We start from the raw sequence: 16,320 nt of genomic DNA, 5'->3' as shown, positions 1-16,320 counted from the left end.
TGGCAGGCGACAAGGTGAATGACGAAGCGAATGCCGCAACGAATAATGTGACGGATGTGGTTCTCGTCAGCGCGCAGAACGGCCGCATTGACCCGGTGAAACCGGCCTCACCCTCATGGTTCATCGCGCGCATCAACCCGGTGAGCCGTTTTATCGGTGCACTACTGCTGTGCATACCCATGTTCTTCAGCTTGGACGTGGTATCCGCATCCGTGGCGCTCGGCATTGAATTCGCGTTGCTGTGGATTGCCGGACTGGCACCATGGACGGTGTGCCGACGCACCTGGCCGGTGTGGATCGCCGCGGCGGGCAGCTTCGTGTCGGTCAGCCTATACGGCCGTACCGGAGGCGACATATTCTTCCAGCTCGGCGTGATCACCATATCCGAATCATCGGTGTATTTCGCACTCGCCACGGCCCTGAGAGTGGGGGCCATCGCCGTGCCCGGCGTGATCATGGCCCTCGGCCTCGACCCGACCGATCTGGCCGATGGACTGGTGGAAATACTGCATTTGTCACCTCGATTCGTCTATGGCGGCCTGGCCGGCTTGCGCATGTTCACCCTGCTACAGGATGATTGGCGTGCGCTGGGGATGTCCCGCCGCTCCCGCGGACTTGGTGATGGCAATGCCATCGCGCGTGCGTTCTCGCAATCATTCGGACTGCTGGTGCTCTCCATACGACGGGCCACCAAACTGGCCACCGCCATGGAAGCACGCGGATTCGGATCCGCGGCACCGCGCTCGCAGGCCCGCATTAGCCGCCTGCATGCCATCGACTGGCTGTTCTACGCCATCTGCCTGTCCATCCCCCTCATCGCTATGGCCGTAGCCATCGCCACCGGGAATTGGCACTTCGCCTTTCAGGGTGTCTGAAAGGCGACAATCAGCACTGTGCCTTTCAAGGGGTTTGAAATCAAACATATCGTCATGCTGAGCGGAGCGTAGCGGAGTCGAAGCATCTCACTGTTTGCTGGAGATCCCTCGACTTCGCTCGGGATGACGGGGGATTCGCTGGTGATGACGGGGCTCTCGCTGGGATGGACGGATTGTTCGGATGATGGGTTGCTGATCATGTGCTGCGGGGCGTGGTAAGCGGCGGGCGGTAGGCTGGGGAGCATGCCGATTAACGCCCAGATACTCGATAACCCCAAGGCGGAGCGCGTGCGCCGCATCGCCGAGCTGACCCGATCCAAAGGCCGTGAACGTTCGGGGCGCTTCCTGATCGAAGGCCCGCAGTCCGTGCGTGAAGCCGTGACCTGGCGACCCGATGTGGTGCAGGATCTATATGTCGAGGTCACGCAGGCGCTCGACCATCCGCGCATCATCTCATCTACGCTGGAGCGCATCGTCGAAGTCTCACAGGATGCCACGATTTATGTGCATTACTGCTCCGGCGATGTGATTCGCCGCATCAGTCCGGACGCCCAAGGCATCCTCGCCGTGGGCAACGCGCGAGCCATGCACGCCGAACCCGACGACATCACGCTCGGCGAACGGGCGCACGTCGCCGCGTTCTGGCAGGTGCGCGACCCCGGCAACGCCGGCACCGTGATCCGCGCGGCCGACGCAGCCGGCTGCGATGCGGTGGTGTTTGTGGACGACTGCGTCGATCCGCTCAACCCCAAGGTCATCCGCTCCACCACAGGCTCGCTGTTCCACCTGCCCGTGCTGACCATGGGCACCGACGCATTCTTCGACTGGTGCTCGGCGCACGATATGGCCGTGTGGGCGGCCGACGTGTACGGCACCGCCGAACGCGCACCGGAAAGCCTGCCGAATGTGCTGGCCGACGGCGAGGCCGTAAGCTCGTCCAAAGCCGTGCTGTTCGGCAACGAGGCTCGTGGACTGGAAAATGGACTATTGGAGCGCTGTGGGCGCATCGTGTCCATACCGTTGTATGGCAAGGCTGAATCACTCAACCTTGGCACTAGTGCCGCGGTGATGCTGATGAGTCTGGCCATGCGCGGGTATGTCGCGTCATGTTGAAACAATGTGAAGTCGGTAAAACGCTGAAAAACAGCAGGTTTGCTGAGTAAAAATCAGACGAAAGGGTTCTCGTGGCAGAACAATTGGTGTTCGACGCTGATCAGGTGACCGCAGCGGTCGCCGAAGGCATCGAAAAAATCCAGAACGCCTCCAACCTGGAGGAACTCAAAGCCATCAAGACGCAGTATGCGGGTGCCGATTCGGCGATGACGCAGGCGAGCAAGGCCATTGGCTCGCTGCCCGCCGATAAGAAGAAGGAAGCCGGCAAGCTGATGGGCAAGCTGCGTGCCGACTTTGGCCGTGCCTTTGGTCCCAAGGAGATCGAACTCAAGGAAGCCGCCGAGGCTGCAGCGCTCGCCGCCGAAACCGTGGATATGACCCTGCCGGTGAACCGCAAGCCGCTGGGCGCACGTCATCCGCTGTCTAAGCTGATGGAGGATGTCGAGGACTTCTTCATCTCGATGGGCTGGCAGATCTCCTCCGGCCCTGAAATCGAAGCGGAATGGTACAACTTCGATTCCCTGAACTTCGGCCCCGACCATCCGGCCCGCCAGATGCAGGACACCTTCTACATCAAGGGCAACCAGGCCAAGGATGCCGCCGGATTCGTTGGTTCGAACATGGTGGTGCGCACGCAGACCTCGTCCGATCAGGTGCGTGCCCTGCTCACCCGTGGTGTGCCGCTGTACATCGCCAGCCCCGGCCGTGTGTTCCGCACCGATGAGCTTGACGCCACCCACACCCCGGTGTTCCACCAGTGCGAGGCCCTGGCCGTCGACAAGCACCTGACCATGGCCGACCTCAAGGGTGTGCTCGACAAGCTCGCCGTCGCCATGTTCGGCCCGGAGGCCAAGACCCGCCTTCGCCCGAGCTACTTCCCGTTCACGGAGCCGAGTGCCGAACTCGATCTGTGGTTCCCCGATAAGAAGGGCGGCCCCGGCTGGCTCGAATGGGGCGGCTGCGGCATGGTGAACCCGAATGTGCTCAAGTCCGCCGGTATTGATCCGGAGGTCTACACCGGCTTCGCCTTCGGAGTCGGCATGGAGCGTACGCTGCTGCTGCGTTCCGACATCAACGACATGCATGATCTGGTCGAAGGCGACGTGCGTTTCGCCGAACAATTTGTGATGGGGGAGTGATTGACCCATGCCTATGATTGATATCGATTGGCTGAAGGACCACGTTGAGGTTCCTGCCGATCTCACGTATGAACAGCTGGCCAAGGATCTGGTCAAGGTTGGTCTGGAAGAGGAGGAGATCCACTCCTCTCAGGTGACCGGTCCGATCGTGGTCGGCTACGTGGTGGATGCCACGCCCGAACCGCAGAAGAACGGCAAAATCATCAACTGGTGCCATGTGGACTGCGGCGATGAATGGAACGAAACCGACGAGAACGGCAACAAGGTGCCGCGCGGCATCATCTGTGGCGCGCCCAATATGAAGGCCGGCGAGAAGGTTGTCGTCACCCTGCCCGGTGCTGTGCTGCCCGGCGACTTCAAGATCGAGCCGCGCAAGACCTATGGCCACATCTCCAACGGCATGTGCGCCTCCGAACGCGAACTGGGCCTGGGCGACAGCCATGACGGCATCATTCTGCTGCGTGAATACGGCTTCAGCGAAGCCGAATACGAAGCGTTGAAGCCCGGCCAAGACGCCATGCACCTGCTGCATCTCGACCAGCCGCTGCTGGAAATCAACATCACCCCCGACCGTGGTTACACGCTGTCGTACCGTGGCGTGGCCCGCGAATACCACCACTCCACCGGTGCGGCATACACCGATCCGGCCGTGGCGCTGAATGACAAGGCCCCGGAGCCCGCCGACTACCAGCCCGGCACCCCGGTGGACATCGACGTTGAAATCGACGACACCAACCCGATTCACGGCGTGCCCGGCTGCGATCGCTATTATGCGCGCATCGTGCGTGGCTTCGACCCCGCCGCGCACACCCCGAACTGGATGCGTCGCCGTCTGATTCGCGCCGGCATGCGCTCCATTTCGCTTGCCGTGGACGTGACCAACTATGTGATGCTTGACCTCGGTCAGCCGATGCACGCCTATGATCTGGATAAGCTGTCCGGCCCGATCGTCGTGCGCCGCGCCCAGGCCGGCGAGAAGCTCACCACGCTGGATGGCAAGGAACACGAGCTGAGCGAAGAGGATCTGCTCATCACCGATTCCCCCGACGGCAAGCGTGGCTCGCGCATCCTCGGCCTGGCCGGTGTGATGGGTGGCCTGTATGGCGAAGTGACCGCCGACACCAAGAACATCCTGCTGGAGGCCGCGCACTTCGATCAGGTGAGCATTGCTCGTTCGGCCCGTCGCCACAAGATTCCCTCCGAGGCGTCCCGTCGCTTCGAACGCGGTGTCGACACCAACCTGCAGCCGGCCGCGGCTCAGATGGCCGCCGAGCTGATGGCCAAGTACGGCAACGGCGAACCCAGCGAGCACCCGAACGATGTGAACAATACACCGCGTCGCAAGGCCATTCACTTCAAGGCCACGGAAGTGGCTCGCGTGGCGGGCCTGGATGTGGACCTCAACCGTATTTCCGACATTCTGACCGATATCGGCTGCACTGTGGCTGGCGGTGGCAATGGCGAATTCGCCGTCACCCCGCCTACCTGGCGCCCTGATTTGGCCGAGCCGTGCGATCTGGTCGAAGAAGTGGCCCGACTGGTTGGCTACGACCAGATTCCGATCATCGTGCCGCCTGCGCCGGTCGAAGGCGTGGTGGGCTTGACCCCCGATCAGATCCGTCGCCGTCGCGTGGCCGACGAGCTTGCGGAATATGGCATGGTGGAAGCCCTGAGCTACCCGTTCGTGGGCGATGAGGATTACAAGGCGTTCGCCTACGATCCGGAAGCCACCAAGAAGGTCAGCGTCGAAATCGCTAATCCGCTCTATGGCGACCGCCCCTACCTGCGCCGCGATATTCTGCCAACCCTGGCCGGTGTGGTGCAGCGCAATATCCGCCGTGGTTTGGATAACATCTCGCTTTATGAGCTGGGCCATGTCTATCTGTGGGATCCGACTGCTCCCGCCATTCCGGCGCTGCCGGGTGGTGTGCGTCCTTCCGCTGAGCAGCTCGCCGCGCTTGACGCCGGTCTGCCCGATCAGCCCGACCATGTGGCCGGCATCTTCACCGGACTGGCCGAGGATTCTGGCTGGCTGGGCGGCAAGCGTCCGGTCGACTGGTCTGATGCGGCCGAAGCCGTGCATCGTCTCTCCGAGCGTTTGGGTGCGGGATTGACCTTCGATCAGCCCGCTGCGGCTGACGTGCCTGCACAATGGCATCCCGGTCGTGCAGCCCGCGTGATGGCAGGCGAAGTGTTCGTCGGCTGGGTTGGCGAACTGCATCCGCGCGTCAACGAGGCGCTGGGCTTCCCCGCGCATTCCGCCGCCTTCGAACTGGATATGACCGCCCTGTTCGCCACACTGTCCGGCAAGCCCGTGCAGGCCAAGCCGATTTCCACCTTCCCGCCTGTCAAGCAGGATCTGGCCTTCACGGTTGATGAATCCGTGAGTGCCGCCCAGCTGGAAGATGTGATTCGCCAGGCAGCCGGCGCGAACCTCGAATCCGTTGAACTGTTCGACGTGTTCACCGGCGAGCAGGTGGGCAAGGGCAAGAAGTCGCTGGCCTACGCCGTGGTCTTCCGTTCGCCCGTCAAGACCTTGTCGGCCGAAGACAACGAGGCCATCCGCGCCTCCATTGTTGAGGCGGCTGCCAAGATTGGCGCCCAACTGCGAGCCTGATCGGCATTCAGTCGGCATTCAGGCAGTCCTAATGATTGCAGGTCTATGATTGCAATCCTATGAGGGGCGCAGGTGTTTCGCGCACCTGCGCCCCTGTTTATAGCTGAATACGATGAATCGAACCAAAGGATGACGATGAGTGAGCCGAACGTTTCCCAGCCCAACTCCCAGCCGGAATACGGTCGGTACCAGCAACCCGAATATGGTGCGATGGCCGGCCAGTTCGGGCCGAACTACAACCCATATGTGTATGGTGCCCCCGAAGCTCCGAAAACTGCGCAGACTCAGCAGAGCCAAGGTGCGGCCGGGCAATATGCCCAACAGGGGCAGCAGAACCCCTACGGTCAGCAGTATCAGCAGGCACCGCAACAAGGTGCTTTCGCCGGGCAGAACAGGCCAAACGACTACACAGGTCAGCAAAGGCAGGGTTGGAGGCCGGGCTATCTCAACGGCATCAATCTGGATGATCCCAACCAAAATCCGTTATATGGACATTGGGATTTGTACGCGATTATCTCGCTGGTGCTTGCCCTGTTCTTCCCTGTACCGGTAATATCCGCGCTGATGGGTGCCATGGCGATGTGGCGTTGTCGCACTTTCCATATGAAGGGTTTTGTGCTGGGGCTGATTGCCGTCATCGTCAACGTGCTGTACACCATTGCCGTGGTTTGGATGCTGATCAACGGCGTGGATATGTTCACCCTCTACCAGCAGATGCTCAGCGAATTGCAGGGCGGTGGCGGCTCGAACGGAGACGGCACGATTACCGCCTGACATTGGCGCGGCGTCTGATTATGCGCAACAACGATTGTGATGTTGCACTGCTATGGACGCAGAGCAAACGTGACTGCAAGGCGTGTTGCATAATTATGCAATAGTCCGTATAACGCGTATACTTGTCATATCGAAAAGGGCGGTTTGCGCCGTCTGCCTATGGTGAAGGACGTGATATGGCGAAATATACGGTGGCCGTGGCCGGTGCCACGGGGTATGCGGGGGGCGAGGCGCTGCGCATTCTGGCCGCGCACCCCGATTTCGAAGTAACCTGCGTTGCCGGGCACTCCTCGGTGGGGGAGTCCATGGTCAAGCATATGCCGCACATCCCGCAGCTGGCCTCGCTGACGGTGGAGGATACCACCGCTGATGTGCTCAACGGCCATGACGTGATCATCCTCGCGTTGCCACACGGTGCTTCCGGTGCTCTGGCGGCCGAACTTGACCCGAACGCCGTGGTTGTGGATCTCGGTGCCGACCACCGTCTCGAAGAGCAAGCCGCATGGGATGATTTCTATGGCGGCGACTTCTACGAGCATTGGACTTATGGCATGCCCGAGCTGATTGTCGGCAAGGATGCCGATGGTGCCTATGTGCGCCAGCGTGAGGCCCTGCCGGGAACCAAGCGCATCGCCGGCCCCGGCTGCAACGTGACCGCCACCACGCTGGCCTTCCAGCCGGCCGTGGCCGAGGGACTGGTCGAGCAGAAGGGCATTGTGGCCGATCTGGTTGTCGGATATTCGGGTGCGGGCAAGGCTTTGAAGCGCACCAATCTGCTCGCTTCGGAAGCTTTGCAATCCGCGCTGCCTTATGGTGTGGGTGGCACGCACCGTCATATTCCCGAAATCCTGCAGAACTTCGCACATGCCGCAGGACTGCCCGCGTCGGCGGCCAACGAGTTCACCCTTGGATTCACGCCGGTGCTGGCCCCCATGTCCCGAGGAATTCTGGCGGTCGTCTCTGCGCCGATGAGTGCCAAAGCCGCTGCCATGAGCGACGATGAAATCCGTGCCGTGTGGACCAAAGCTTACGAGGGGCAGGATTTCATGGTGCTGCTGCCTGAAGGCATGCTGCCCGCTACCGGCAACATCGTCGGTTCGAACGCGGCGCATATCCAAGTGGTCACCGACCGTCGCGCCGGGCGTATCATCGCCTTCGCCGCCATCGACAACCTCAACCGTGGTACCGCCGGCCAGGCGGTCCAATCCCTGAACATCGCACTTGGCCTGCCGGAAGACGCAGGCCTGACCAAGATCGGAGTCGCACCGTGAGTGTTACATTCGCAACTGGTTTCTCCGCCGCCGGAGTCGCGGCGGGCATTTCCGCCGTCGCCGGCAAGAAGGATCTTGCACTGGTCGTTAATAACGGCCCGCTGGACGCGGCCGCAGGCGTATTCACCTCGAACCGTTTCTGCGCCGCTCCCGTGGTCTGGAGTCGCAAGGCCGTGGCAAATGGCCATATCAAGGCCGTGATTCTGAACTCGGGTGGCGCGAACGCCTGCACGGGCGAGGCGGGTTACGCCCAATCCTTGGCCACCGCCGAAAAGGTCGCCGACCTGCTTTCACTATCCGACGCCTCCGATGTGGCGGTATGCTCCACCGGCCTGATTGGTGAATTGCTGCCGCTCGACCATGTGCTGTCCGGTGCCGAACACGCCTATGCCGCACTGGCGAATACCGCCGAAGCTGGAGCGGACGCCTCACATGCCATCATGACCACCGACACCAAGCCGAAAACCGTGGAACTCACCGGCTCCACCGGCTACAAAATCGGCGGCATGGTCAAGGGCTCAGGCATGATCGCCCCGCAGCTGGCCACCATGCTGTGCGTGATCACCACCGATGCCGTAGTCTCCGCCGGTCAGCTGCAGGCGGCACTCGCTGTGGCCACTGAACATTCGTTCAACCGCATTGACGTGGATGGCTGCATGTCCACCAACGACACCGTGCTGTTGCTCGCCTCCGGTGCTTCTGGTATCGAACCTGATAAGGACGAGTTCAATGAGCTTGTTCGTCAAGCTTGCGCCTCGCTTGCCCGCCAGATTGTTGGCGATGGTGAAGGTGCCAGCCATGACATTCGCATTACGGTGACCGGAGCCACTTCGGAACAGGCCGCTCTGGCATGCGGTCGTGCGGTTGCCGCCTCGAACCTGCTCAAATGCGCAATCAGCGGCAACGACCCGAACTGGGGTCGTATCGTGTCGTCCCTGGGCACTGTGCCCACCGACATTGCACCTTACGATTCCAACAAGGTGACCGTAGACGTCAATGGCGTGCGCATCTGCGAAAACGGAGGTGCGGGCCGCGACCGTTCCGAAGTTGATATGACCGGGCGCGAAGTCCACATCGACATCGACCTGAACGCGGGCGACGCCGAAGCCACTGTGTGGACCGACGACCTTACCCACGAATACGTACACATCAACGCCGATTACGAAAGCTAAGATAGTGCGGTATCCGGGGTTGTCTGTCGATGTTCATCGTCTGACACGCTCCGGGCCGCTCTGGCCAAGTCTTTACGGTCTGACAATGAACATCGACAGACAACCCCTCGTTGCGTCGAAAAGAATGAGAGCAATATGGCAGAGTTAAAGGGACCTGGGTTCCATTTTGACGTGCATACCGATTTGCGCGCCGACCAGAAGGCGGAAGTGCTGATTGAAGCACTGCCGTGGCTGGAGGAGTTCGCAGGCCAGCGCATCGTCGTCAAATATGGCGGTAACGCCATGGTCGATGAGCATTTGAAACAGTGCTTCGCCGAAGACATGGTGTTCCTGCGTCAAGTGGGCCTGCACCCCATCGTCGTGCATGGTGGCGGGCCGCAGATCTCCCACATGCTTAAGGCTTTGGGCATCAAATCGGAGTTCAAGGGAGGCCTGAGGGTCACCACGCCGGAAGCCATGGATGTGGTGCGTATGGTGCTGACCGGCAAGGTGTCTCGTGAACTTGTCGGTCTGATCAACGCGCATGGCCCGTTCGCGGTGGGCCTGTCTGGTGAGGATGGTGGCCTGTTCTCCGCCATGCAGCGCAAGCCCATCATCGACGGCAAACCTACGGATATTGGTTTGGTGGGCGATGTGGTATCTGTTGATGCTTCCGCCGTTGAGGATTTGGTCGCCGCCGGCCGTATCCCCGTCGTCTCTTCGGTCGCGCCGAATGAAGACGACGCCACCGAAGTGCTTAACGTCAACGCGGACTCTGCCGCCGCAGCTCTTGCAGCGGCAGTCGGAGCGCGCAAGCTCGTGATTCTGACCGATGTGGATGGCCTGTATGCCGATTGGCCAGACAAGAACTCCCTGATTGGCCGCATCGGCGTGGAAACACTGCGCGATATGCTGCCGGATCTCGAATCCGGCATGCGCCCCAAGATGGAGGCCTGCGTGCGTGCCCTCGATGGTGGCGTGCCCCAAGCGCATATCATCGATGGTCGCAAGCCGCATTCGATTCTGAACGAGATATTCACCTCCGCCGGTATCGGCACCATGGTCGTGCCGGACGATGGATTGGAAATGAGGAGCTCCTATGGCTACTGAACATAAGGAAACATTGGGTGTCAACGATGCGCAGTGGCTGGGGGAGTATTCCCAGGTGCACATGAACGTGTTCGGCACCCCGCTGCGCGTGATGGACCACGGTCAGGGCGCGCATGTGTGGGACGTCGACGGCAACGAATACCTCGACTTCCTTGCAGGCATCGCCGTCAATTCGCTCGGATACGCACATCCCAAGTGGGTTCAGGCCGTGTCTGAACAGGCCGCAAAAGTGGCCCATGTCAGCAACTACTTCGCCACCAAACCCCAGATCGAGCTGGCCTCGAAGCTGGTCGAACTGGCCGGGGCCCCCGAAGGCTCCAAGGTTTATTTCGGCAACTCCGGTGCCGAAGGCAACGAAGCAGCGCTGAAACTCGCCAAACTCTACGGTCGCACCCTGCCCGGTGCGCTGCCTTCGATTGGCGGCAAGCCGGCCCGCATCATCGCGATGACCAACGGATTCCACGGCCGTACGCTTGGCGCGCTTTCCGCAACATGGAAGCCCGCCATCCGCAAGCCCTTCGACCCGCTGCTGCCGGGCGTCGAATTCGTGCGCCCCGGTGACACCGTGGCCCTGCATGATGCCTTCGCCGCCACCGGTCTCGGCCCCTATGGCAAGGGGCCCGTGGCCGCCGTGATTCTCGAACTCATCCAGGGCGAGGCCGGTGTCAAGCCTCTGGGGGCCGAATACGTCAAGCATGTGCGCGAACTGTGCGATATCAACCATGCACTGCTCATCATTGATGAAGTGCAAACCGGCATCGGACGCACCGGCGCTTGGTTCGCCTTCCAGCGTGAAGAGCTTTCCGGCGGTGTCAAGCCCGATATGGTGACCTTCGCCAAGGGCGTTGCCGGCGGCTTCCCGATGGGTGGCATGATTGCCTTTGGTGGCAAGCTCGCCTCACTGTTCACCCCCGGTTCGCATGGCTCCACCTTCGCAGGCAATCCGCTGGGCGCCGCCGCCGCGCTCGCCACCCTTGGCGTGATCGAAGATGAGAATCTCGTGACCAACGCCGAGGCTCGCGGCCAGCAGCTGCGCGAAGGCATTATGGCCACCGGTAACCCGCTGTATGTTGCTGTGCGTGGCTGCGGTCTGCTCGACGCAGTGGAACTCAAGCATCCGTGCGCGCACGCCGTCATGAACTGGTGCCTGGAGCGTGGCCTCATCGTCAACGCGGTACGTGCCGACGCGCTGCGCTTCGCACCGCCTCTGATCGTCTCCGAACAGGATGTCGACCAGGCCCTCGCCATCCTTAAGGATGTTCCCGCCGATCTTCCCAACGACTGAAATATATCAGGAGACCAACTATGGCAACCCCCGAACTGCGCCACATGCTGCGCGACGACGATCTCAACCACGACGAGCAGAAGCAAGTGCTCGAACTGGCCATCAAATTCCGTGCCAATCGCTTCTACAAGCAGCCGTTCGCCGGCCCGCAGGCCGTCGCCGTGCTGTTCGACAAGCCCTCAACCCGCACGCGTTCCAGCTTCTCCATCGGTGTGGCCGAACTCGGCGGCTACCCGCTGGTCATTGACAAGTCAGGCTCCCAGCTTGGTCGCGGTGAGCCGGTGGCCGACACCGCCCGCGTGCTTGACCGCATGGCCTACGGCGTGGTGTGGCGCACCTTCGGCCAGGATCGCGTCGAAGAAATGGCCAAGTATTCCACCCATCCGGTGGTTAACGCGTTGACCGACGATTTCCATCCCTGCCAAATTCTCGCCGACTTCCAGACCATCGCCGAGCATCGCGGCGGTGTCGATAACCTGCATAACCAGACCATCGCCTATCTGGGCGACGCCGCCAATAACATGGCCAACTCCTACCTGCTTGGTGGCGCGGTGGCTGGCATGGATGTGCGCGTGGCCGGACCGCAGGGCTTCCTGCCCCGCCCCGACATCGTCGAGGATGCCAAGCGCATCGCTGCCGAAACCGGCGGTTCCATCACCGTCACCACCGATGCGAAGGCCGCTGCCGACGGTGCCGACTGCGTGTTCACCGACACTTGGGTTTCCATGGGTGAAGAGGCCGAATATGCCATTCGTTCCAAGCCGTTCTGGGATTACCAGGTTAACGACGAACTGATGGCGCTGGCCAAGCCGGATGCGATCTTCCAGCACTGCCTGCCCGCCTATCGCGGCAAGGAAGTCACCTCCTCGGTGATTGATGGCCCGCAATCCGTGGTGTGGGATGAAGCTGAAAATCGTCTGCATGCCCAGAAGGCGTTGCTGACCTGGCTGACCGGCAAGGCTCGCGGCGACGACAGCCTGCTGGCATAACAATGCGATATGCCGTGGAAGCAAACCTCCGCCACATGCGGCAGAGACGATGCTTCCATGGCATATGCGAATGCCGAATGATGCGCTTATGCCGATCGGCGCAAACAGAGGCGGCAACCCCGTTGAACGATGATGAAGGAGACCTGCATGGCTGATGCAAACACCGCGCTGCAACGACCCGCCACCCGGGCCGCCCGCCTGAGCGCCATTGAGGATGCGTTGGCCAGATACATCGTCACCTCGCAGTCCCAACTTTCATCCATCCTCGCCAATGAAGGCATTGAAGTCACGCAGGCCACGCTTAGCCGCGATCTTGATGAAATGCATGCGGTGAAAACCCGTCTTAATGACGGCACGGTGGCCTATGCGGTGGGTCGCAGTCATGCCGCCGGTGAGGGTGAGGATGCGAATGCGCGGGGTGAACAGCAGATGTCACGCGTGCTGTCCGGGCTGGTCACCTCCGTGGCTGCGGCCCGCAACCTTGTCGTGGTGCACACGCCATCCGGTGCGGCGCAGTATGTGGCATCGGTAATTGATCGCCGACCCATCGAAGGTGTGCTTGGCACCATTGCCGGCGACGACACGGTAATGGTGATTTGCGCCGACGACGACACAGCCTCAACCCGAGCCGATTGGCTGTTGACCGTCGCCTCCAAATGACGGACACGCCGTGCATAAATATGCATAGCACTGTATATACTTGCAATCAGTTTGTTTGTGACTTTAAGAAAGGCAACCCATGGCAGACAACAATCGTCTTGTTCTGGCTTATTCCGGCGGTCTTGATACCTCCGTGGCCATCTCGTACCTCAAGGAACGCACCGGTAAGGATGTCGTGGCCGTCTCGCTCGATGTCGGTCAGGGTGGCGAAAGCCTGGAGACCATCAAGCAGCGCGCCCTCGCCTGCGGCGCGGTCGAAGCCTATGTGGTCGACGCCCGTGACGAGTTCGCCAACGAATACTGCATGAAGGCTCTGAAGGCCAATGCTCTGTATGAAGGCGTCTACCCGCTGGTCTCCGCAATCTCCCGTCCGCTGATCTCCAAGCACCTTGTGCGCGCCGCTCACCAGTTCGGTGCCGACACCATTTCCCACGGCTGCACTGGCAAGGGCAATGATCAGGTGCGCTTCGAAGTATCCATCGCCTCCATCGACCCGACCCTGAAGGCCATCAGCCCGATTCGCGATCTTTCCCTGACCCGCGACGTGGAAATCGCATTCGCCAAGGAGCACAAGCTGCCGATCGTGCAGACCGAGAAGTCCCCGTTCTCCATCGACCAGAACGTGTGGGGCCGCGCCATTGAAACCGGCTTCCTTGAGGATCCGTGGAATGGCCCGACCAAGGACTGCTACTCCTACACCGATGATCCGGCGTTCCCGCCCGTCGAAGACGAAGTTGTCATCGAATTCAAGCAGGGCATCCCCGTCAAGATCGACGGTCGTGACGTCACCCCGCTGCAGGCCATCGAAGAGATGAACCGTCGCGCCGGCGCTCAGGGCATCGGCCGTATCGACCTGATCGAAGACCGTCTGGTCGGCATCAAGTCCCGTGAGCTCTATGAGGCTCCGGGTGCCGTGGCGCTGATCACCGCGCATCAGGAACTCGAAAACTGCTGCCTCGAACGCGAACAGCACCGTATCAAGCGTGATATCGACAAGCGTTGGGGCGAGCTGGTCTACGATGCGCAGTGGTTCTCCCCGGCCACCCAGTCCCTTAACGCCTTCATCGAAGACACCCAGAAGTACGTCTCCGGTGAGATCCGCATGGTGCTGCACGGTGGTCGCGCCGTGGTGACGGGCCGTCGCTCCGACAGCTCGCTGTACGACTACAACCTCGCCACCTACGATTCCGGCGACAGCTTCGATCAGAAGTCCTCCAACGGCTTCATCGACATCTATGGTCTGCCGTCCCGCGTTGCCGCAGCCCGCGATGTCAAGTTCGGCAACGGCATCGAAGTGCCGAGCAACACCGTCGAATAATCAATATTCCGACTCAAGCGCAGCGGAGTCGAGAAATCCCCACCAACCACGGCCGGGATTCCTCGACTCCGCTTTCGCATAAGTGTTACCGGTTCCGTCGCGTCGCATAGATGCGGATACAATGAGATTCATCGGCGGAATTCTCTGATGTATTCAGCGAAAGGTGCGTGCGCAGTATGGTAACGACTGCTTTGCAATCATGCGGCAACGGTGTGTGGCGCACTGCCAAAGCCTGCATTGTTGATAGAACCGGACGCAAGCGGCTGCCCATCGGTCAAGGGGATTTCGCGGCTGTGGCCCCGCAATCGGTATATGTGGACAAGACCCAGCTTATCGCCGACGTCTTGGATAGTGGCTATACCGTCACCCTGTTTTGCCGCCCACGCCGTTTTGGCAAAACCTTGAACATGACGATGATGCGCACGTTCTTCGAGCTTCCTCCGGATGGTCGGGACAATGCGCCCCTATTCGAAGGCACGGATGTCTGGCAAGCCGATAACGGTCATTATCGGCAATATCAAGGAGCCTATCCTGTAGTCAGTATGAGCATGCTCACTGCCAAAGGGCTGACTTGGTCACAGACCTTTGGATCCCTGCGCAATATGATCGCCGACGAATACGGACGTCATCGGTATTTGCTGGACGATGCGACGTTGCCGGATGATGACCGTGCTTATGTCACACGCATCCTCTCACGGCAGGCGGGCGAGGATGATTGCCGAATGTCGTTGACCAAACTGGTCGCTTTGCTGAACCGTTATCATCAGCGTCCTGTTGTGGTACTGCTCGATGAATACGACGCGCCGATTATGACAGCGTATTCAGCGCCGAATGGCGGATATTATGATGAAGCGGTCGCGTTCGTCAAGGCTTGGCTGACTGGCACGTTGAAGGATTCAGGTGACATGTTGGCATTCGCCTGCCTGACCGGTGTGCAGCGCATTAGTAAGGAATCCATTTTCAGCGATTTGAACAATCTTGTTGTCAATACTGCGATGTCAACCGATTTCGATGAGCGGTATGGCTTCTCTGAAGAAGAAGTCGCTGCCCTATCGAACTACCTAGGGTATGGCGTCGATGGTATGGATACTGCACGGCAGTGGTACGACGGCTACCGGTTTGGTCAGCAGGATGTCTATAACCCGTGGAGCGTACTGAATTTCCTGAAACAAGGCTGCGCTGCTGATGTCTATTGGGGCAACACTTCAGGTAATGGTGTGGTGGGCGATCTGCTGCATTCAGCCAACGCAGACACGCTGCGTCAGATTTACACTCTTATGGAACCCGGCGGGGTGATTGCCGCGCCGTTGGATCTTGGCGTTGTGTTCCCCGATTTAGGCGTGAAGAACGTGGCCATTTGGTCGATGCTGTATCTGGCCGGCTACCTGACCACTGAGGACACTGCGCTACCGGGCCGTTCCGACCTACCACGTCGGTTGCGTATCCCTAACCTAGAGATTGCGCAGCTTTACAAAGCTGAGATCATCAATCGTTTCGCCGATGTGTCAGGAGGTCGTGACCGTCTTGACGGGTTCCATCGCGCATTATGCTCCGGAGATGAGGAGACCGTGCGAGCTGAGTTGTCCCGTGTGCTGCGCGACAGTGTTTCCAGCTTCGATTTGACCTCCGAAAACTCTCTGCACATGCTTATCACTGGCCTTTGCTTCGGTGTTCCCGGCTATGTTGATCCCAAATCCAATAAGGAAGCGGGATACGGACGATATGATTTGCGTCTGGAACCCAGCGGGGGAGACCTGGCCAACTTCTCGTTCGTCGCACCTGCAGTGCGTCCGCTGATCACCATCGAACTCAAGTACTTGCGCAATGATGACGCTTCGCAAGAAGATTTCGCGCGACAGTTGCAAGCTAAGGCGAAGGACGCACTGCAGCAGATCGACGAACACGGCTATGACGAGGGTGACCTGCCGCAGCAGGCGCAGGGACGCCTGCGCTGGGGCATCGCGGTCGGCAACCGTCGCTGCGCGGTCGCATGCCAGCGTCTTGAGTAGCGTTCGTCT

At 60.5% G+C, this 16,320-nt stretch carries 13 protein-coding genes; all 13 read left to right on the top strand.

What is annotated here, in order from left to right; genetic code table 11:
* The first annotated feature begins 47 nt into the window (after positions 1–47).
* The 13 genes from G1C95_RS03880 (at position 48) to G1C95_RS03820 (ending at position 16,311) form a co-directional block, all read left to right on the top strand.
* Positions 48–875, top strand: coding sequence for an energy-coupling factor transporter transmembrane component T family protein (locus G1C95_RS03880; RefSeq protein WP_335341403.1), 828 nt, complete (start codon positions 48–50; stop codon positions 873–875).
* 243 nt (positions 876–1,118) lie between these two features.
* Positions 1,119–1,988, top strand: coding sequence for a TrmH family RNA methyltransferase (locus tag G1C95_RS03875; protein WP_169171647.1), 870 nt, complete (start codon positions 1,119–1,121; stop codon positions 1,986–1,988).
* A 71-nt stretch (positions 1,989–2,059) separates the two neighbouring features.
* Positions 2,060–3,127, top strand: coding sequence for a phenylalanine--tRNA ligase subunit alpha (pheS, locus tag G1C95_RS03870; protein ID WP_169171646.1), 1,068 nt, complete (start codon positions 2,060–2,062; stop codon positions 3,125–3,127).
* Positions 3,128–3,134: 7 nt separating this feature from the next.
* A complete protein-coding gene (pheT, locus tag G1C95_RS03865; protein ID WP_169171645.1) occupies positions 3,135–5,744 on the top strand; it encodes a phenylalanine--tRNA ligase subunit beta in 2,610 nt (869 codons plus the stop codon).
* 135 nt (positions 5,745–5,879) lie between these two features.
* A complete protein-coding gene (locus G1C95_RS03860) occupies positions 5,880–6,518 on the top strand; it encodes a hypothetical protein (RefSeq protein WP_169171644.1) in 639 nt (212 codons plus the stop codon).
* Positions 6,519–6,694: 176 nt separating this feature from the next.
* Complete coding sequence (gene argC, locus G1C95_RS03855) at positions 6,695–7,789, top strand: N-acetyl-gamma-glutamyl-phosphate reductase (protein ID WP_169171643.1); 1,095 nt, start codon at positions 6,695–6,697, stop codon at positions 7,787–7,789.
* Positions 7,786–8,961 (top strand): bifunctional glutamate N-acetyltransferase/amino-acid acetyltransferase ArgJ, encoded by a 1,176-nt coding sequence (gene argJ, locus G1C95_RS03850; RefSeq protein WP_169171642.1) that lies wholly within the window; start codon positions 7,786–7,788, stop codon positions 8,959–8,961. The genes argC and argJ overlap by 4 nt, the downstream gene beginning before the upstream one ends.
* A gap of 135 nt (positions 8,962–9,096) precedes the next feature.
* Positions 9,097–10,050: an acetylglutamate kinase gene (gene argB / locus G1C95_RS03845; protein WP_169171641.1), complete on the top strand. Its 954-nt coding sequence runs from the start codon at positions 9,097–9,099 to the stop codon at positions 10,048–10,050.
* Complete coding sequence (locus G1C95_RS03840) at positions 10,040–11,335, top strand: acetylornithine transaminase (protein WP_169171640.1); 1,296 nt, start codon at positions 10,040–10,042, stop codon at positions 11,333–11,335. The genes argB and G1C95_RS03840 overlap by 11 nt, the downstream gene beginning before the upstream one ends.
* 20 nt (positions 11,336–11,355) lie before the next feature.
* Complete coding sequence (gene argF, locus G1C95_RS03835) at positions 11,356–12,324, top strand: ornithine carbamoyltransferase (RefSeq protein WP_169171639.1); 969 nt, start codon at positions 11,356–11,358, stop codon at positions 12,322–12,324.
* A gap of 147 nt (positions 12,325–12,471) precedes the next feature.
* Complete coding sequence (gene argR, locus G1C95_RS03830) at positions 12,472–12,984, top strand: arginine repressor (protein WP_169171638.1); 513 nt, start codon at positions 12,472–12,474, stop codon at positions 12,982–12,984.
* A gap of 79 nt (positions 12,985–13,063) precedes the next feature.
* Positions 13,064–14,302 carry an argininosuccinate synthase gene (locus tag G1C95_RS03825; RefSeq protein WP_169171637.1) on the top strand — a complete coding sequence of 413 codons (1,239 nt, stop codon included), beginning with the start codon at positions 13,064–13,066 and terminating at the stop codon, positions 14,300–14,302.
* 176 nt (positions 14,303–14,478) lie between these two features.
* Complete coding sequence (locus G1C95_RS03820; protein ID WP_169171636.1) at positions 14,479–16,311, top strand: AAA family ATPase; 1,833 nt, start codon at positions 14,479–14,481, stop codon at positions 16,309–16,311.
* Positions 16,312–16,320 lie beyond the last annotated feature (9 nt).

It is taken from the genome of Bifidobacterium oedipodis (assembly GCF_012932425.1).
GTDB lineage: Bacteria > Actinomycetota > Actinomycetes > Actinomycetales > Bifidobacteriaceae > Bifidobacterium > Bifidobacterium oedipodis.
This window is presented reverse-complemented; position numbering and strand designations above follow the sequence as displayed.

Excerpts from the sequence above, each read along its gene's own strand:
- G1C95_RS03875 (WP_169171647.1), top strand. The coding sequence starts at position 1,119 with ATGCCGATTAACGCCCAGATACTCGATAACCCCAAGGCGGAGCGCGTG.
- pheT (WP_169171645.1), top strand. The coding sequence starts at position 3,135 with ATGCCTATGATTGATATCGATTGGCTGAAGGACCACGTTGAGGTTCCT.
- G1C95_RS03860 (WP_169171644.1), top strand. The coding sequence starts at position 5,880 with ATGAGTGAGCCGAACGTTTCCCAGCCCAACTCCCAGCCGGAATACGGT.
- argC (WP_169171643.1), top strand. The coding sequence starts at position 6,695 with ATGGCGAAATATACGGTGGCCGTGGCCGGTGCCACGGGGTATGCGGGG.
- argB (WP_169171641.1), top strand. The coding sequence starts at position 9,097 with ATGGCAGAGTTAAAGGGACCTGGGTTCCATTTTGACGTGCATACCGAT.
- G1C95_RS03840 (WP_169171640.1), top strand. The coding sequence starts at position 10,040 with ATGGCTACTGAACATAAGGAAACATTGGGTGTCAACGATGCGCAGTGG.
- argF (WP_169171639.1), top strand. The coding sequence starts at position 11,356 with ATGGCAACCCCCGAACTGCGCCACATGCTGCGCGACGACGATCTCAAC.
- argR (WP_169171638.1), top strand. The coding sequence starts at position 12,472 with ATGGCTGATGCAAACACCGCGCTGCAACGACCCGCCACCCGGGCCGCC.
- G1C95_RS03825 (WP_169171637.1), top strand. The coding sequence starts at position 13,064 with ATGGCAGACAACAATCGTCTTGTTCTGGCTTATTCCGGCGGTCTTGAT.
- G1C95_RS03820 (WP_169171636.1), top strand. The coding sequence starts at position 14,479 with ATGGTAACGACTGCTTTGCAATCATGCGGCAACGGTGTGTGGCGCACT.